Annotated in this window: 11 protein-coding genes; 7 read left to right on the forward strand and 4 right to left on the reverse strand. The window is 60.3% G+C overall.

Annotated features, from left to right (window positions below; all coding sequences use genetic code 11):
* Positions 1–59 precede the first annotated feature (59 nt).
* The 4 genes from IB250_RS16790 (at position 60) to ilvD (ending at position 5426) form a co-directional block, all read left to right on the forward strand.
* Positions 60–1139: a SagB family peptide dehydrogenase gene (locus IB250_RS16790; protein ID WP_192344933.1), complete on the forward strand. Its 1080-nt coding sequence runs from the start codon at positions 60–62 to the stop codon at positions 1137–1139.
* Positions 1136–2113 (forward strand): diiron oxygenase, encoded by a 978-nt coding sequence (locus IB250_RS16795; RefSeq protein WP_192344934.1) that lies wholly within the window; start codon positions 1136–1138, stop codon positions 2111–2113. Before IB250_RS16790 ends, IB250_RS16795 begins: the two co-directional genes overlap by 4 nt.
* A complete protein-coding gene (locus IB250_RS16800; protein ID WP_192344935.1) occupies positions 2106–3326 on the forward strand; it encodes a multidrug effflux MFS transporter in 1221 nt (406 codons plus the stop codon). Before IB250_RS16795 ends, IB250_RS16800 begins: the two co-directional genes overlap by 8 nt.
* A 258-nt stretch (positions 3327–3584) precedes the next feature.
* Complete coding sequence (gene ilvD, locus IB250_RS16805) at positions 3585–5426, forward strand: dihydroxy-acid dehydratase (RefSeq protein WP_192344936.1); 1842 nt, start codon at positions 3585–3587, stop codon at positions 5424–5426.
* Positions 5427–5583: 157 nt separating this feature from the next.
* Here the strand turns inward: ilvD and IB250_RS16810 are convergent, their stop codons facing one another.
* Positions 5584–6639, reverse strand: a complete 1056-nt coding sequence (locus IB250_RS16810; RefSeq protein ID WP_192344937.1) for a haloacid dehalogenase-like hydrolase — start codon at positions 6637–6639, stop codon at positions 5584–5586.
* Between the two features lie 238 nt (positions 6640–6877).
* Between IB250_RS16810 and IB250_RS16815 the strand changes: the two genes are divergently transcribed.
* Entirely contained in the window at positions 6878–8269 is a 1392-nt protein-coding gene (locus tag IB250_RS16815) for an L-cystine transporter (protein WP_192344938.1), read from the forward strand.
* A 110-nt stretch (positions 8270–8379) separates the two neighbouring features.
* Here the strand turns inward: IB250_RS16815 and IB250_RS16820 are convergent, their stop codons facing one another.
* Positions 8380–8892, reverse strand: coding sequence for a dihydrofolate reductase (locus tag IB250_RS16820; protein ID WP_192344939.1), 513 nt, complete (start codon positions 8890–8892; stop codon positions 8380–8382).
* An 85-nt stretch (positions 8893–8977) separates the two neighbouring features.
* On the opposite strand from IB250_RS16820, the gene IB250_RS16825 reads away from it, so the two are divergent.
* Positions 8978–10357, forward strand: a complete 1380-nt coding sequence (locus IB250_RS16825; protein ID WP_192344940.1) for a DUF2868 domain-containing protein — start codon at positions 8978–8980, stop codon at positions 10355–10357.
* Positions 10350–11726 (forward strand): GTPase/DUF3482 domain-containing protein, encoded by a 1377-nt coding sequence (locus tag IB250_RS16830; protein WP_192344941.1) that lies wholly within the window; start codon positions 10350–10352, stop codon positions 11724–11726. The genes IB250_RS16825 and IB250_RS16830 overlap by 8 nt, the downstream gene beginning before the upstream one ends.
* Before the next feature lie 132 nt (positions 11727–11858).
* Here the strand turns inward: IB250_RS16830 and IB250_RS16835 are convergent, their stop codons facing one another.
* Together IB250_RS16835 and IB250_RS16840 are read right to left on the reverse strand one after the other, a co-directional pair.
* A complete protein-coding gene (locus IB250_RS16835) occupies positions 11859–12416 on the reverse strand; it encodes a phosphonate degradation HD-domain oxygenase (protein WP_192344942.1) in 558 nt (185 codons plus the stop codon).
* A complete protein-coding gene (locus tag IB250_RS16840; protein WP_192344943.1) occupies positions 12416–13549 on the reverse strand; it encodes a TIGR03364 family FAD-dependent oxidoreductase in 1134 nt (377 codons plus the stop codon). Before IB250_RS16840 ends, IB250_RS16835 begins: the two co-directional genes overlap by 1 nt.
* Positions 13550–13617: the final 68 nt, after the last annotated feature.

The raw sequence follows: 13617 nt of genomic DNA on the forward strand, positions 1-13617 counted from the left end.
CTGGGGAGTGCCGGCTACCCAGCGTTTTCTATAGCTATGTCCAGAGCGAACCGTCCATCATGCAGATAAACCCATACTTGTTCATACTTCCGCGTACGCCCGGCCAAATAGTCTGGGATTACAAAAATCATAAACAATTTGAACTTAATCTGGAATATTCAACCCGACTTGCACAACTTATCAATAACCCCAAACTGTATGACGACAGCAACAGAGTAGACACTCAACTTCTGAACTCCGGAATATTGACCACCTCAATACAAGACACTATTGAATGGGGTTGGGATGAACTGTCGAAGATATTCCATATCGGCACCAAGAACATTCCCTGCGGACATGTCCCTCAGAACATTCATGAATGGTCGAGGCACTATCTGGACCATTGCACCGAAGTACTGGCCGCACCCGCGCCGGGCACCAGGCTCAAAGAACACCAGGCGCGCGAGCTGATTGCCCTGCCAAAACCCTCCTGCCTGCCGCAAGGTTCGCTTGCCAGCGTCCTGATCGGCCGCAAAACCTGCCGCACCTTCACGGATGAAGCGGTTTCGCTAGAAGATGTCGGCACACTGCTTTACCTGTCCCTGGGCTACTTGCATGAACGCGAAAATGACGTCGACGAAACCATTGTCGAAGGTCTCGGTGCCCGACGCAGCAGCCCGTCCGGCGGCGGGCTGAATGCCTGCGAAGGCTTTCTTCATGTACAAAACGTCAGCGGCCTTGAACCCGGGTTCTACGCCTATCATCCCGTCGACCATGCACTGAGCTTCATCAACCCGGCACCTGATTCGCCCCTGGGGCAGTTGCTGTGTGGCCAACATTTCATCAATAACCTGCCGGTGGGTCTGTTCATTACCGCTCGCTTCGACAAGTTGTGGTGGAAATATGAACACTCACGAGCCTACCGAATGGCTTTCGTGGAGGCGGGGCATGTTTCCCAGACCTTTCAACTGGTGGCCACTGCACTGGGGCTGAACACATGGCTGACAGGAGCTCTGACGGACGATCAGGTCGAAACATTGCTGGGGCTTGAGAACAATCCAGAACAACCCTTGTTTTTTGTTGGCTGTGGCCACAGCGACGGACAAGTGATGTGCAAGGAATTGAAGGATCTGCTGAGCAGTCGGGAGCCGCAACAATGACCGCCCCCATCATTGCGCCGGTAGATCGCCCCCTTTCCTGGGCGCGGCGTTTCACCCTCGGTGACTGGAATACCCGCGCGTCGGTGCGAACCAGCGAGCACGACTATCTATTGCCGCCAGACCTGGAACAACAATTGGAAACACGCCACTGGTTTCCTCCGGCCTTCCTCGCATACCTGAAGCACCCGGCTATCGAAGCGCTGGGCCAAACCGTCATCCATCGGCTGTCGGCCAATCATCTGGTGTATTTCCTCGACTACACCACCTTGCTCGAACACCGCATCGTCAACCGATCCGTGGAAACCATCATCCACGGTGAACTGAAAGCCTGCGTCCCCCCGCGGATGAAGACCGCCGCACTTCAGCTTTATACCGACGAGGGTTATCACGCACTGTTCTCCAACAGCCTTGCCGAGCAGGTTGCCGGGGTTTACGGGATCAGTCCGCGCCCGGTCATGCCTCACCGCATCACGCGGTTGAACACCTTGCTCGACCGCACACCTGAAAAAAACAGGGCACTGGCCTGGTTTCTCGTCGGGTTCGTGTCGGAGACGATCATTGCCAAGGATCTGCTCGACATCTGCCGTAACGACCTGGTGTCCAGCGTCGAGGCAATGCTCAGGGACCACCTCTCGGACGAGGCGCTTCACAGCCGCTATTTCTCTGAAGTGTTCCATTACCTGTGGTTGACCCTGAACAGCCGTCAACGCACGTTCGCCAGCAGGCTGCTGCTGGACATCGTCCGGATTTTCTTCGAAGCCGATGAGCGATGGATGCGGGAAAGCCTGCACAGCGCGGGTATCGACGAGACCGCCGTCACAGAGATTCTCGGAGAACTGACTAGCCGCCAAGCCACCCTTCAGCGTGCGCGATCCGGCAGTGGCGCGACGCTTGATGCTTTGAAAAAAGCCGGATTCTTCGCCCTGCCCTACAACCAGCAGCTGTTCATGAAGGCAGGACTTATCGATGAATGAAGGACATTCTGCGGCAACCGCCAGACAGCGTCGTGGGGCGGTCAGCCTGTTGTTGGCAATGGTGCTGCTTGGCGTATTCCCGCTGGATGTCCTGCTTCCCTCGTTCCCTGCACTCGCCGAGCACTTTCGCAGCACGTCCGCCGACGTTGCGCTGTCGATCAGTCTGTTTGCCGTCGGCATCGCCGCCTCTCAACTGCTGATCGGGCCACTGTCGGATATGATCGGACGCAAACGGTTGTTGCTCGCCGGAATCACCGTTTCGATGCTGGGGGCGGTGGGCTGCGTACTGACCACGGACTATGTCCATTTCCTGCTGCTGCGTGTCATTCAGGCGCTCGGCTGCGGGTGTTTCGTGCTGTCACAAGCACTGATTCAGGATCTGTTCGAGGGTGAGGAACGTGACCGGTTGCGGATCCTGATGGTCACCGCCACCGGCATTTTCATCTCGGTCTCACCGTTGGCCGGTACATTCCTGCAAACCACGCTGGGCTGGCAGGGCAGCTTCTGGGTGTTTACCGCACTGGCCGGCATGGTACTGCTCAAAGCCTGGCTGTTTCTCGACAATACCCGCCCGGCAGCAACCCGCGCGCGGCCGAATATCCTCCAGTCCTACAGTGGGGTCCTGCGTGATGCCGATTTCCTGCCCTACTGGTTGATTTCAGGCTTTGCTTTCGCCTGCCATTTCTCATTCATCGTTATTTCGCCGCTGATCTTCATGGACCAACTCCAGTTATCGGCCTATGACTACTCGCTGATCCTGCTGGTGTACGGCGGCGCCTACATTGTCGGCGGCATGGCTGCGATTGTGCTGTGCAAACGCATCAGTCCCCGTCATCAGATCATCAGCGGGTTGAGCCTGATCATGCTGTCCGGTCTCATCATGCTTTACCTTTCAAACCACGTTGCATTGTCATCGGTCACCGTCCTGGTACCGATGCTCATCTGCACCGCCGGCACCACCATTGCCCGACCGGCCGCCACCTCCAAAGCCATGAGCCTGTTCCCTGAAAGTGCGGGAACCTCGGCGTCGGCCGGCAGCACGGTGATTTTCATCTGCGGCGGGTTGATCAGTGCGCTCATCAGCTTGGGGCCGGCCAACCTGCAATCCACCCTTGGATACAGCTTCGTCATTCTGAGTAGCGTGGCGCTGGCGCTCAACAGTCGTATCAATCAACGAGCCAAAAGCCCAAGAGCCAGTCCAAGCGTCGAATAACCCCGCCGATCGTCACCCCATACGCTTCATCGGCGCTGGATCAACGTTTTCCGGCATTCCCTCCTGACGCCAGCGGTGTAGAATCGCGAGATTCATCGCCATTCATCCCCCGGCGGGTTTATGAGCTCAAGCTGAAGCGCGCGGCGATCCCGCAAAGTTATCGGCAACTTCCGGACACACGGCCATTTCTGAGTGTTCCAGACGTCAATAGAAGCTCACTTCCCCTTTTGATACCTGATTAGCCGCCCGGAGTGCTTCATGCCTGATTACCGCTCGAAAACATCCACCCACGGCCGCAACATGGCCGGTGCCCGCGCACTGTGGCGCGCCACGGGGATGAAAGATGACGACTTCAAGAAGCCGATCATCGCCATTGCCAACTCCTTTACCCAGTTCGTACCGGGTCATGTGCACCTCAAGGACCTGGGGCAACTGGTCGCTCGCGAAATCGAACGGGCCGGCGGCGTCGCCAAAGAATTCAACACTATCGCCGTGGACGACGGCATCGCCATGGGCCACGACGGCATGCTCTATTCGCTGCCGAGCCGCGAGATCATCGCCGACTCCGTCGAGTACATGGTCAACGCCCACTGCGCCGACGCCATCGTCTGCATTTCCAACTGCGACAAGATCACCCCCGGCATGTTGATGGCCTCTTTGCGCCTGAACATCCCGGTGATCTTCGTGTCCGGTGGCCCGATGGAAGCCGGCAAGACCAAACTGGCCAGCCACGGTCTCGACCTGGTCGACGCCATGGTGATCGCCGCCGACTCCAGCGCCTCCGACGAGAAGGTTGCCGAGTATGAGCGTAGCGCCTGCCCGACGTGCGGCTCCTGCTCCGGCATGTTCACCGCCAACTCGATGAACTGCCTGGTTGAAGCCTTGGGCCTGGCATTGCCGGGCAACGGTTCGACCCTGGCCACCCACAGCGACCGCGAACAACTGTTCCTGCAGGCCGGCCGTACCATCGTCGAGCTGTGCAAGCGTTACTACGGCGAGAACGACGAGTCGGTGTTGCCGCGCAACATCGCCAACTTCAAGGCGTTCGAAAACGCCATGACCCTGGACATCGCCATGGGCGGTTCCACCAACACCATCCTGCACTTGCTGGCCGCGGCCCAGGAAGCCGAGATCGATTTCGACCTGCGCGACATCGACCGTCTCTCCCGCCATGTGCCGCAACTGTGCAAAGTCGCGCCGAACATCCAGAAGTACCACATGGAAGACGTGCACCGTGCCGGCGGGATCTTCAGTATCCTCGGCTCCCTGGCCCGTGGCGGCCTGTTGCACACCGACCTGCCGACTGTGCACAGCAAGACCATGGCCGAAGGTATCGCCAAGTGGGACATCACCCAGACCACCGACGAAGCCGTGCATCACTTCTTCAAGGCCGGTCCGGCGGGCATCCCGACGCAAACCGCGTTCAGCCAGTCGACCCGTTGGGAAACCCTGGACGACGACCGTGAAAACGGCTGCATCCGTAGTGTCGAACATGCTTACTCGAAAGAAGGCGGCCTGGCCGTTCTGTACGGCAACATCGCTTTGGACGGTTGCGTGGTGAAAACCGCCGGCGTCGACGAGTCGATCCACGTCTTCGAAGGCAACGCGAAAATCTTCGAAAGCCAGGACAGCGCCGTACGCGGCATCCTCGCCGATGAAGTGAAGGCCGGCGACATCGTGATCATTCGTTACGAAGGCCCGAAAGGCGGCCCGGGCATGCAGGAAATGCTCTACCCGACGTCTTACCTGAAATCCAAAGGCCTGGGCAAAGCCTGCGCCCTGCTCACCGACGGCCGCTTCTCTGGCGGCACTTCGGGCCTGTCCATCGGCCACGCTTCGCCAGAAGCCGCTGCTGGCGGCGCGATCGGTCTGGTACAGGATGGCGACAAGGTACTGATCGACATTCCGAACCGCTCGATCAACCTGTTGATCAGCGATGAAGAAATGGCCGCCCGCCGTGCCGAGCAGGACAGGAAAGGCTGGAAACCGGTGGAAGTGCGTCCACGTAAAGTGACCACGGCGCTCAAAGCCTATGCCCTGTTAGCCACCAGCGCCGACAAGGGTGCGGTACGTAACAAGGCGATGCTTGACGGGTTGTAATACTTAACCGTCGAACAAAAAAATGCCCCGCCAAGTGCGGGGCTGATCGTTCCTACGCTCCCGCGTGGGAACGCCTCAAGGGATGCTCTGCGTCCAGTGACGCGGAGCGTCACGGGCTGCATTCCCACGCAGAGCGTGGGAACGATCATCGCAGTGCTTACTGAATCTCTTCCGGCTTGACGATCACCCAGTTCTTGTCCGCCGTCACCGCCAATCCTTCTTTCGCCTGGGCTGCTGCGTTTTTGGCCATCATGCCGTTAATCTGGGTCATGTATTTGTCTTTGCGGTTGACCCACAAATGGATACCGCCCTTGGACACGTCGACGCTGTGAAACAGCATGTAGCCATCGCTGGTCGGGGTATCGCCGCCCACCAGGACCGGTTTTTTCCATTCATCGATGTAGGTCAGGATCGCCGCCTGCTTGCCGGCCATCCAGGTTGCCGGAGTCCACAGATACGGGGTCAACTCGAGGCCCAGGTTGGCCTTCTCGTCATACTTGCCGGCAGTGACCTGCTTGCGTGCCGTGGTCAACTCGCCGGTCTTGCGATCCTTGAGCATTAGGCTCACGCCGATCACGTTCTGCGGCTTGACGTTGTAGCCATACTTCGGATCGGAGGCGACCATGCGCACCAGTTCTTCAGAGGCGGCGGTCATCACATAGACCTCGATGCCGTTCTCCATCAGCTTGTTGTAGAGCTCTTTCTGACCGGTGAAGATTTTCGGCGGGTTGACGTCGATGGTCTTGACCACGTCGCCATCGTAATAAGTGCTCGGCACCGGTTTGCCAGACGCCATCAGCTCATCGACGTTGCCCTTGAGCTCCTGAAGCGTGAAGCCGGAAAACACTTGGGCGACCCATGGATAGCAAACCATGTCGTCGATTTCACAGAGGCGATAGTAATAGCTGAACAGGCTTTCCTTATGGTCAGCGGTGTCCTTGAACGGGATCAGTTTCAGGGAGGGATCGAGGCTCTCGCGGGTGATCAGGCCCTTGTTTTCCATGAACGGCAACAAGGACTCTTCGAGGTCGTAGCGGTAACTGGTGTTGTCCATGTCGAACACCGCGAAGTTACCTTTGTTGGCATTGGCCGCGATCATCGCGTCCAGCGCCTTGGCCTGATCGGCTGGCCAGTGTTTCAGGTCCGTAGCGAACGCCTGGCCGGCAAGGCCCAAGCAGAATACGGCAGCCAGAAATTTCGGTGCGAGCTTCATCTGCGTTTCTCCCTGATTCAAAGATATCGACGCTAACAAATCTGTATGACAGTCCCCGCCTGCCCGCGACCGCTTGCATCCTGATTCCGCCAACTGCATTCCTCACAGCGGCATCGGCTTATTCCAAAAACGACAGTCAACCGCTGTTTTTGATATTAAATCATTACATATCAAGCTGTTAGGCTTGCCGGTTCGCAGTCACACACGAAGGTGGCTGGCACAAGTCTATGGAGCTTCTATGAATCTGCCGCTGATCCTCAATCTGCTGGTGTTCCTCGCCTTGCTCTTTGGCCTGGCGCAAACACGTCACACCACCTGGAGCCTGGCCAAAAAGGTTCTCCTCGCGCTGGTACTGGGCGTGGCATTTGGTGTCGCTCTGCACACGATTTATGGTGCCGGCAACACGGTACTGAAAGCCTCGATCAGTTGGTTCGATCTGGTGGGCAACGGTTACGTGCAGTTGCTGCAAATGATCGTGATCCCGCTGGTGTTCGCCTCGATCCTCAGTGCCGTGGCACGCCTGCACAACGCTTCGTCGCTGGGCAAAATCAGCTTCCTGACCATCGGCACGCTGCTGTTCACCACCGCCATCGCGGCGCTGATCGGCATAGGCCTGACCAACCTGTTCGGCCTCACCGCCGAAGGCCTGGTCGCCGGCACCCAGGAAATGGCTCGCCTGCAAACCATCCAGAGCGATTACGCGGGTAAGGTTGCCGACCTGAATGTGCCGCAACTGCTGCTGTCGTTCATCCCGCAGAATCCGTTCGCCGACCTGGCTCGCGCCAAGCCGACCTCGATCATCAGCGTAGTGATCTTCGCCGCGTTCCTTGGGGTCGCAGCGTTGCAACTGCTTAAGGATGATGTCGAGAAAGGTCAAAAAGTGATCAACGCCATCGACACCCTGCAAGCCTGGGTGATGCGCTTGGTGCGTCTGGTGATGAAGCTGACCCCGTACGGCGTATTGGCGCTGATGACCAAAGTGGTCGCTGGCTCCAACCTGCAAGACATCATCAAGCTCGGCAGTTTTGTGGTGGTGTCCTACATTGGCCTGGGCTTGATGTTTGTGGTCCATGGCATGCTGGTGTCAGCTGCCGGGATCAACCCGCTACGGTTTTTCCGCAAGATCTGGCCGGTGCTGACGTTTGCCTTTACCAGCCGCTCCAGCGCCGCCGCCATTCCACTGAGCATCGAAGCCCAGACTAGCCGTTTGGGGATTCCACAGTCCATCGCCAGTTTCGCCGCCTCGTTCGGCGCGACCATTGGCCAGAACGGCTGCGCCGGTTTGTACCCGGCAATGCTGGCGGTGATGGTCGCGCCGACCGTGGGCATCAACCCGCTGGACCCGCTGTGGATCGCGACGCTGGTGGCGATCGTGACGCTGAGTTCGGCCGGTGTGGCCGGGGTTGGTGGCGGCGCGACCTTCGCCGCGTTGATCGTGCTGCCGGCCATGGGTTTGCCGGTGTCACTGGTGGCGTTGCTGATTTCGGTTGAGCCGCTGATCGATATGGGACGTACGGCGTTGAACGTGAGTGGTTCTATCACCGCTGGGGCGATTACCAGCCAGATCATGCAGCAGACGGATAAAGAACTGCTGGATGCGGATGAGCATTCGGAGTTGGCTCACGCTTAACCCGTACTGATCGTTCCCACGCTCCCGCGTGGGAATGCCTCAAGGGACGCTCCGCGTCCAGTGACGCGGAGCGTCACGGGCTGCATTCCCACGCAGAGCGTGGGAACGATCTACGTGCGCTCCCACACCTCAAAGCTATACGCCGGCTTGTCGCCTTCTGCCGGATTCGGAACATTCGACACCAGCTTCCACTGGTTCAAATCAAACGCCGGAAACCACGCATCCCCTTGCGGGCTCAGCGCCACGCGGGTCAGGTACAGCCGATCAGCCTGTGCCAACCCTTGCGCATACAACTGCGCCCCGCCAATCAGCATCACCTCATCGACGCCCTGCTCGTTCGCCCATTGCTGCGCGCGAACCACCGCTGCCTCCAGCGACGGATAAACCTCCGCGCCTTCCAGCTGCAGATCCGCCTGACGGCTGACCACGATGTTCAACCGGCCCGGCAGAGGACGACCGAGGGAATCCCAGGTCTTGCGCCCCATGATGATCGGTTTGCCAAGGGTGGTGGCCTTGAAGTATTTGAAGTCCCCCGGCAAGTGCCAGGGCATGCTGTTGTCGACGCCGATCACACGGTTTTCACCGAGGGCTGCAATCAGGCTGAGGGGGAGTGATTTAGTCATGTCGGCGAGGATACCAGAGCCTCCCTTACCCCGATAAGCGTCACAGCGGTTATGCTCACCGCTCAATTAAGCGACGGGATGCCGCGTGACTGAACTGACGCCCCTGCAAAACCTCTGGCTGAGTGAAACCATACGTCTGCGTGAAGAACACGCCGGCCCCTTGGACGATCTGGAAGCCAATCGAATCGCCCGTAGCGCCGGCGGCGACCTGCCGACGCGCATTCAACGCCGCGCCCTGTGGCTGGCCGAGCGCGACGGACAGACCCACGCCCTCAAACATTGGCTGCAAGGCGCGCGACTGGCGCTGATCGTGCTGGCCGTTCTGGCCGTGATCAGCGGCGCCGGCCTGGCGTTTGCCGCGCTGGGCGACGGCCAGTCCCCGGTCAATGTGTTCTGGGCGTTGGGCAGTCTGCTCGGGCTGAATCTGATTCTATTGTTGAGTTGGGCCCTGGGCCTGGTGTTCGCCGGAGAACAAGGCGCCGCCCTCGGACGCTTATGGCTGTGGCTCAGTGAAAAACTCGCCCGCGATGCCAACGCTGCGCAACTGGCGCCGGCCCTGCTGCTGTTGCTGCAACGGCAGAAACTCAATCGCTGGGCGCTGGGCGTGCTGGTCAACGGGTTGTGGTTGCTGGCGATGCTCAGCGCCTTGGTAATGGTGCTGACGCTGATGGCGACCCGGCGCTACGGTTTCGTCTGGGAGACCACCATTCTCGGCGGCGACACCTTCGTCGCCATGACCCAAGCCCTCGGCACCCTGCCGGCCTTGCTCGGTTTCAGTGTGCCCAGCGTGGAGATGATCCGGGCCAGCGGCGATGCTGCGCTGAACATCGAAAGTGCCCGCCAGGCCTGGGCAGCGTGGCTGGTGGGGGTGCTGCTGGCGTACGGTGTTTTACCGCGATTGCTGCTCGCATTGTTCTGCCTGTGGCGCTGGAAAACCGGTCAAGCAGCCCTGCATCTGGATTTGAACCTGCCCGGCTACGCCCAACTGCGCGAACGGCTGATGCCCACCAGCGAACGCCTGGGCATCAGCGATGCCGCGCCAGAACAACTTCATCGGGTTGAACGCGCCGCCAGCGATCTGCAAAGCGATGGTGCGCTGTTGGTAGCCATCGAATTGGACGACCAACGCTCCTGGCCGCCGCAGCTGCCGAAAAACGTCAACAACGCCGGCGTCCTCGACAGCCGCGAATCCCGGCACAAACTGCTCGAACAGCTGAGCCGTTTCCCTCCGGCTCGTCTGGCCATCGCCTGTGACCCGCGGCGCTCGCCGGACCGTGGCAGTCTGGCGCTGATTGCCGAACTGTCTCGCAGCGCTACCGCCACCCGTGTGTGGTTGTTGCAAGCGCCGCCCGGCGAAGCGCTGGATGCCGAACGCCTGGGCGACTGGCATGTCGCGCTACGACAACTGGACCTGCCGTTCGCCGATTGCGCGCCGTTGAACTGGCTGGAGACGGGTCATGACTGATACCTGGAAACAGCCGTTGAAGCTCGCCGTGGTGGGCCACACCAATGTCGGAAAAACCTCGTTGCTGCGAACGCTGACGCGAGACGTCGGCTTCGGCGAAGTGTCCCATCGTCCCAGCACCACTCGCCACGTCGAAGGCGCGCGATTGTCGGTGGATGGCGAGCCGTTGCTCGATCTGTTCGACACTCCGGGCCTGGAAGACGCCATCGCCCTGCTCGACTACCTCGAACGTCTGGAACGACCCGGCGAACGTCTCGACGGCCCGGCACGACTGGCGCGTTTTCTTGAGGGCAGCGAAGCCCGGCAGCGCTTCGAACAGGAAGCCAAGGTGCTGCGGCAACTGCTCGCCTCGGACGCCGGGCTCTATGTGATCGATGCCCGGGAGCCGGTGCTGGCCAAGTACCGCGACGAACTGGAGGTGCTGGCCAGTTGCGGCAAACCGCTGCTGCCGGTGTTGAATTTTGTCAGCAGCGCCCAGCATCGCGAACCTGATTGGCGTGAAGCCCTGGCGCGATTGGGCTTGCATGCGCTGGTGCGTTTCGACAGCGTCGCGCCACCGGAAGATGGCGAACGTCGACTCTACGAAAGCCTCGCGCTGCTGCTGGAAAACGCCCGCGAACAACTGGAGCGTTTGATCGCTGATCAGCAGGCCCAACGCCTGGCCCGTCAGCAAAGTGCAGCGCGGCTGATCGCCGATTTATTGATCGATTGCGCCGCCTGCCGCCGCAGTGTGGTCAGCGAGGCGGCGCAGGAACAGCAAGCGATCAGCGAACTGCGCAAAGCAGTGCGGCAGCGCGAACAGCGCTGCGTCGAGGCCTTGCTCAAGCTCTACGCCTTCCGCCCACAAGATGCGGCGGCCAGTGACTTGCCGCTGCTCGATGGCCGCTGGGGCGATGACCTGTTCAACCCGGAAACCCTGAAGCAGCTCGGTGTGCGGGTCGGCGGCGGCATCGCGGCTGGCGCAGCGGCCGGGGCCGGGGTTGACTTGCTGGTGGGTGGCCTGACCCTCGGTGCGGCGGCACTGGCCGGCGCGATTGCCGGCGGCGCCCTGCAAACCGCCCGCAGTTACGGCAGCCGTTTGCTGGGCAAGATCAAAGGCCAGCGAGAACTGACCGTCGACGACGGCGTGCTACGGCTGTTGGCCTTGCGCCAACGGCAATTGCTACAAGCGCTGAGTTCCCGTGGACACGCAGCGATGGACAGCATTCAGGTCGCCACGCCACAGGACAAAACCTGGCGCGAAGGCAAACTGCCCGAAGCGCTGAACAAGGCGCGGGCGCATCCGCAGTGGTCGTCGCTTAATCCGAATTCGAAGCTGAGTCAGGGGGAGCGCCAAGAGCAGGTTGAGGTGTTGGCGCAGCAGTTGTAAAAACCGGGGTAATTGTGGTGTTTGGATTGCCCCCATCGCGAGCAGGCTCGCTCCCACAGGGGATTTGCGTCGTTCACAGATCCAATGTGGGAGCGAGCCTGCTCGCGATGGCAGCCACTCGGTTCCGAGGCTCTACGCGGCTAGCAAGCGCAACGCCTTCTCCTTCAACAGCCCAAGATCAATCACCGGCACCCACATCTCCTTGGCCAATTCATCCCACTGACGCATCCGCAAACTGACCGCACACAACGGATCCTGCTCGAACGCCTCAGCCTCGACAGCCGTCATCACCCCGCCCTGATACTCAAGCGTGCGCCGACTGGCTTCGCTCAAGCGCTCGTAGTACCCGGGTTCTTTGAGCGTCAGATAACGCTTGGCCTGAACGTGGTACTCCACCAACCGCGCCAGGCGTTCGCTGAAACCGGCGCGACGCAAGTAATCCGCCCCCAGTCGCTCGTGGCTGACGATCCCAAAACCACCCATGCTCTCGGCACCCTCAGCGCAGAGATGCCCGATGTCATGAAAGAACGCCGCCAGCACCACTTCATCATCGAACCCCTCGGCCATCGCCAGTTCCGCCGCCTGAGACATGTGCTCGATCTGCGACACCGGTTCGCCGATGTAATCGTTGTCGCCAAAACGCTCGTACAGACCGAACACCTCGGCGATCACTTGCTCATGGCGGTCCATCAACTGTCTCCCAATAAAGTCGTGACGTTACGTTCAGCCATCGCCGGCCCGACGCTCATGCCGACACCGGTGTGCATCAGCGCCACGCTCACGCCTGGCATCGGGCGCAGAAAGGAGAACGGCCCCGGTCCGCGTGAACCATAGACGCCCTGCCAGCGTTCGATGACTTGCACCTTGCAGCCCAACGTCTGCTCGGCCAGTTCAATCATCCAGTCATCCACTTGCTCGGCATTAAACGGTGATGGATCGCTGCCGTAATGATGAGAGTCGCCGATGATCAACTCACCGTAAGGCGTCGGACTGATCAGCAGGTGAATACCGTTTTCATGCAGATGGGGTGCCTCGCGCAGAATCTGTGCCTGCACCGCGGCGGCTTCCGGCAAATCGGCGAAGGCGCCGTAATGCACACAACTCAGACCGGTGAGCAGCGCGTGTTGCAGGTTGAGGTTGATCTGCGGTCGGGCGCGGAGCATTTGCAGGCGGCAGATTTGCGGATTCAGTTCGGCAATCGGCTCGGCCAGCAGCGTTTGATAATCGTGACCGGAGCAGACGATGATCTGCTCCGCGCTGAAGGTGCCGGCGGTGCTGTGCAAGCGGCCCGGCTCGATGTCGCGCACCAGCGTTGCGAAGTGAAACTCGACGCCCAGTTCGCGGCGCAGGTAGTCGATCAACGCCGGAATCGCTTCGCGGGAATACAACTGCTGGTCGTCCATGCCGTGCAACGCGGCGCGGTGATGGCTGAACTGGCCGCCGTACAAATCGCGCAACGCCGCACCACGCAGCAGGTCGACGCGGTAACCGTGCTCCATGGCGCGACCGGCGCAGAAGGCTTCCAACAGGTGCTCTTCCGCTTCGGTGCGGGCGAACAGATACGAGCCGTTGCGCTTGAGTTGCAGGCCCGCCAGTTGTGCCCATTGGCCCCAGATGTCGCGGCTGGTCTTGGCCAGTTCAAGCATTGGGCCGGGCGGCTGGCCGGTGACCAGGGCCTGGCCGAAGTTGCGCACCGAAGCGCCGAGCGGCGTTTCGCTGCGTTCGAAAACGGTGACTTTCAGACCGCGCTTGGCGGCGGCGTAGGCGTGGGACAGACCGAGGATGCCGGCGCCGACGATCAGCATATCGCTGTGTTGTGTCATGGGGTTTTGTCCTGAATTCCAAGCCGCCTTCGCGAGCAAGCCCGCTCCCACATTTGATCTGTGTCGTT

Source organism: Pseudomonas sp. PDM09, assembly GCF_014852305.1.
GTDB lineage: Bacteria > Pseudomonadota > Gammaproteobacteria > Pseudomonadales > Pseudomonadaceae > Aquipseudomonas.

Bases quoted from the DNA above. Each gene is read 5' to 3' on its own strand.
- IB250_RS16790 (WP_192344933.1), top strand. From the start codon at position 60: ATGCAGATAAACCCATACTTGTTCATACTTCCGCGTACGCCCGGCCAA.
- IB250_RS16795 (WP_192344934.1), top strand. From the start codon at position 1,136: ATGACCGCCCCCATCATTGCGCCGGTAGATCGCCCCCTTTCCTGGGCG.
- IB250_RS16800 (WP_192344935.1), top strand. From the start codon at position 2,106: ATGAATGAAGGACATTCTGCGGCAACCGCCAGACAGCGTCGTGGGGCG.
- ilvD (WP_192344936.1), top strand. From the start codon at position 3,585: ATGCCTGATTACCGCTCGAAAACATCCACCCACGGCCGCAACATGGCC.
- IB250_RS16810 (WP_192344937.1), bottom strand. From the start codon at position 6,639: ATGAAGCTCGCACCGAAATTTCTGGCTGCCGTATTCTGCTTGGGCCTT.
- IB250_RS16815 (WP_192344938.1), top strand. From the start codon at position 6,878: ATGAATCTGCCGCTGATCCTCAATCTGCTGGTGTTCCTCGCCTTGCTC.
- IB250_RS16820 (WP_192344939.1), bottom strand. From the start codon at position 8,892: ATGACTAAATCACTCCCCCTCAGCCTGATTGCAGCCCTCGGTGAAAAC.
- IB250_RS16830 (WP_192344941.1), top strand. From the start codon at position 10,350: ATGACTGATACCTGGAAACAGCCGTTGAAGCTCGCCGTGGTGGGCCAC.
- IB250_RS16835 (WP_192344942.1), bottom strand. From the start codon at position 12,416: ATGGACCGCCATGAGCAAGTGATCGCCGAGGTGTTCGGTCTGTACGAG.
- IB250_RS16840 (WP_192344943.1), bottom strand. From the start codon at position 13,549: ATGACACAACACAGCGATATGCTGATCGTCGGCGCCGGCATCCTCGGT.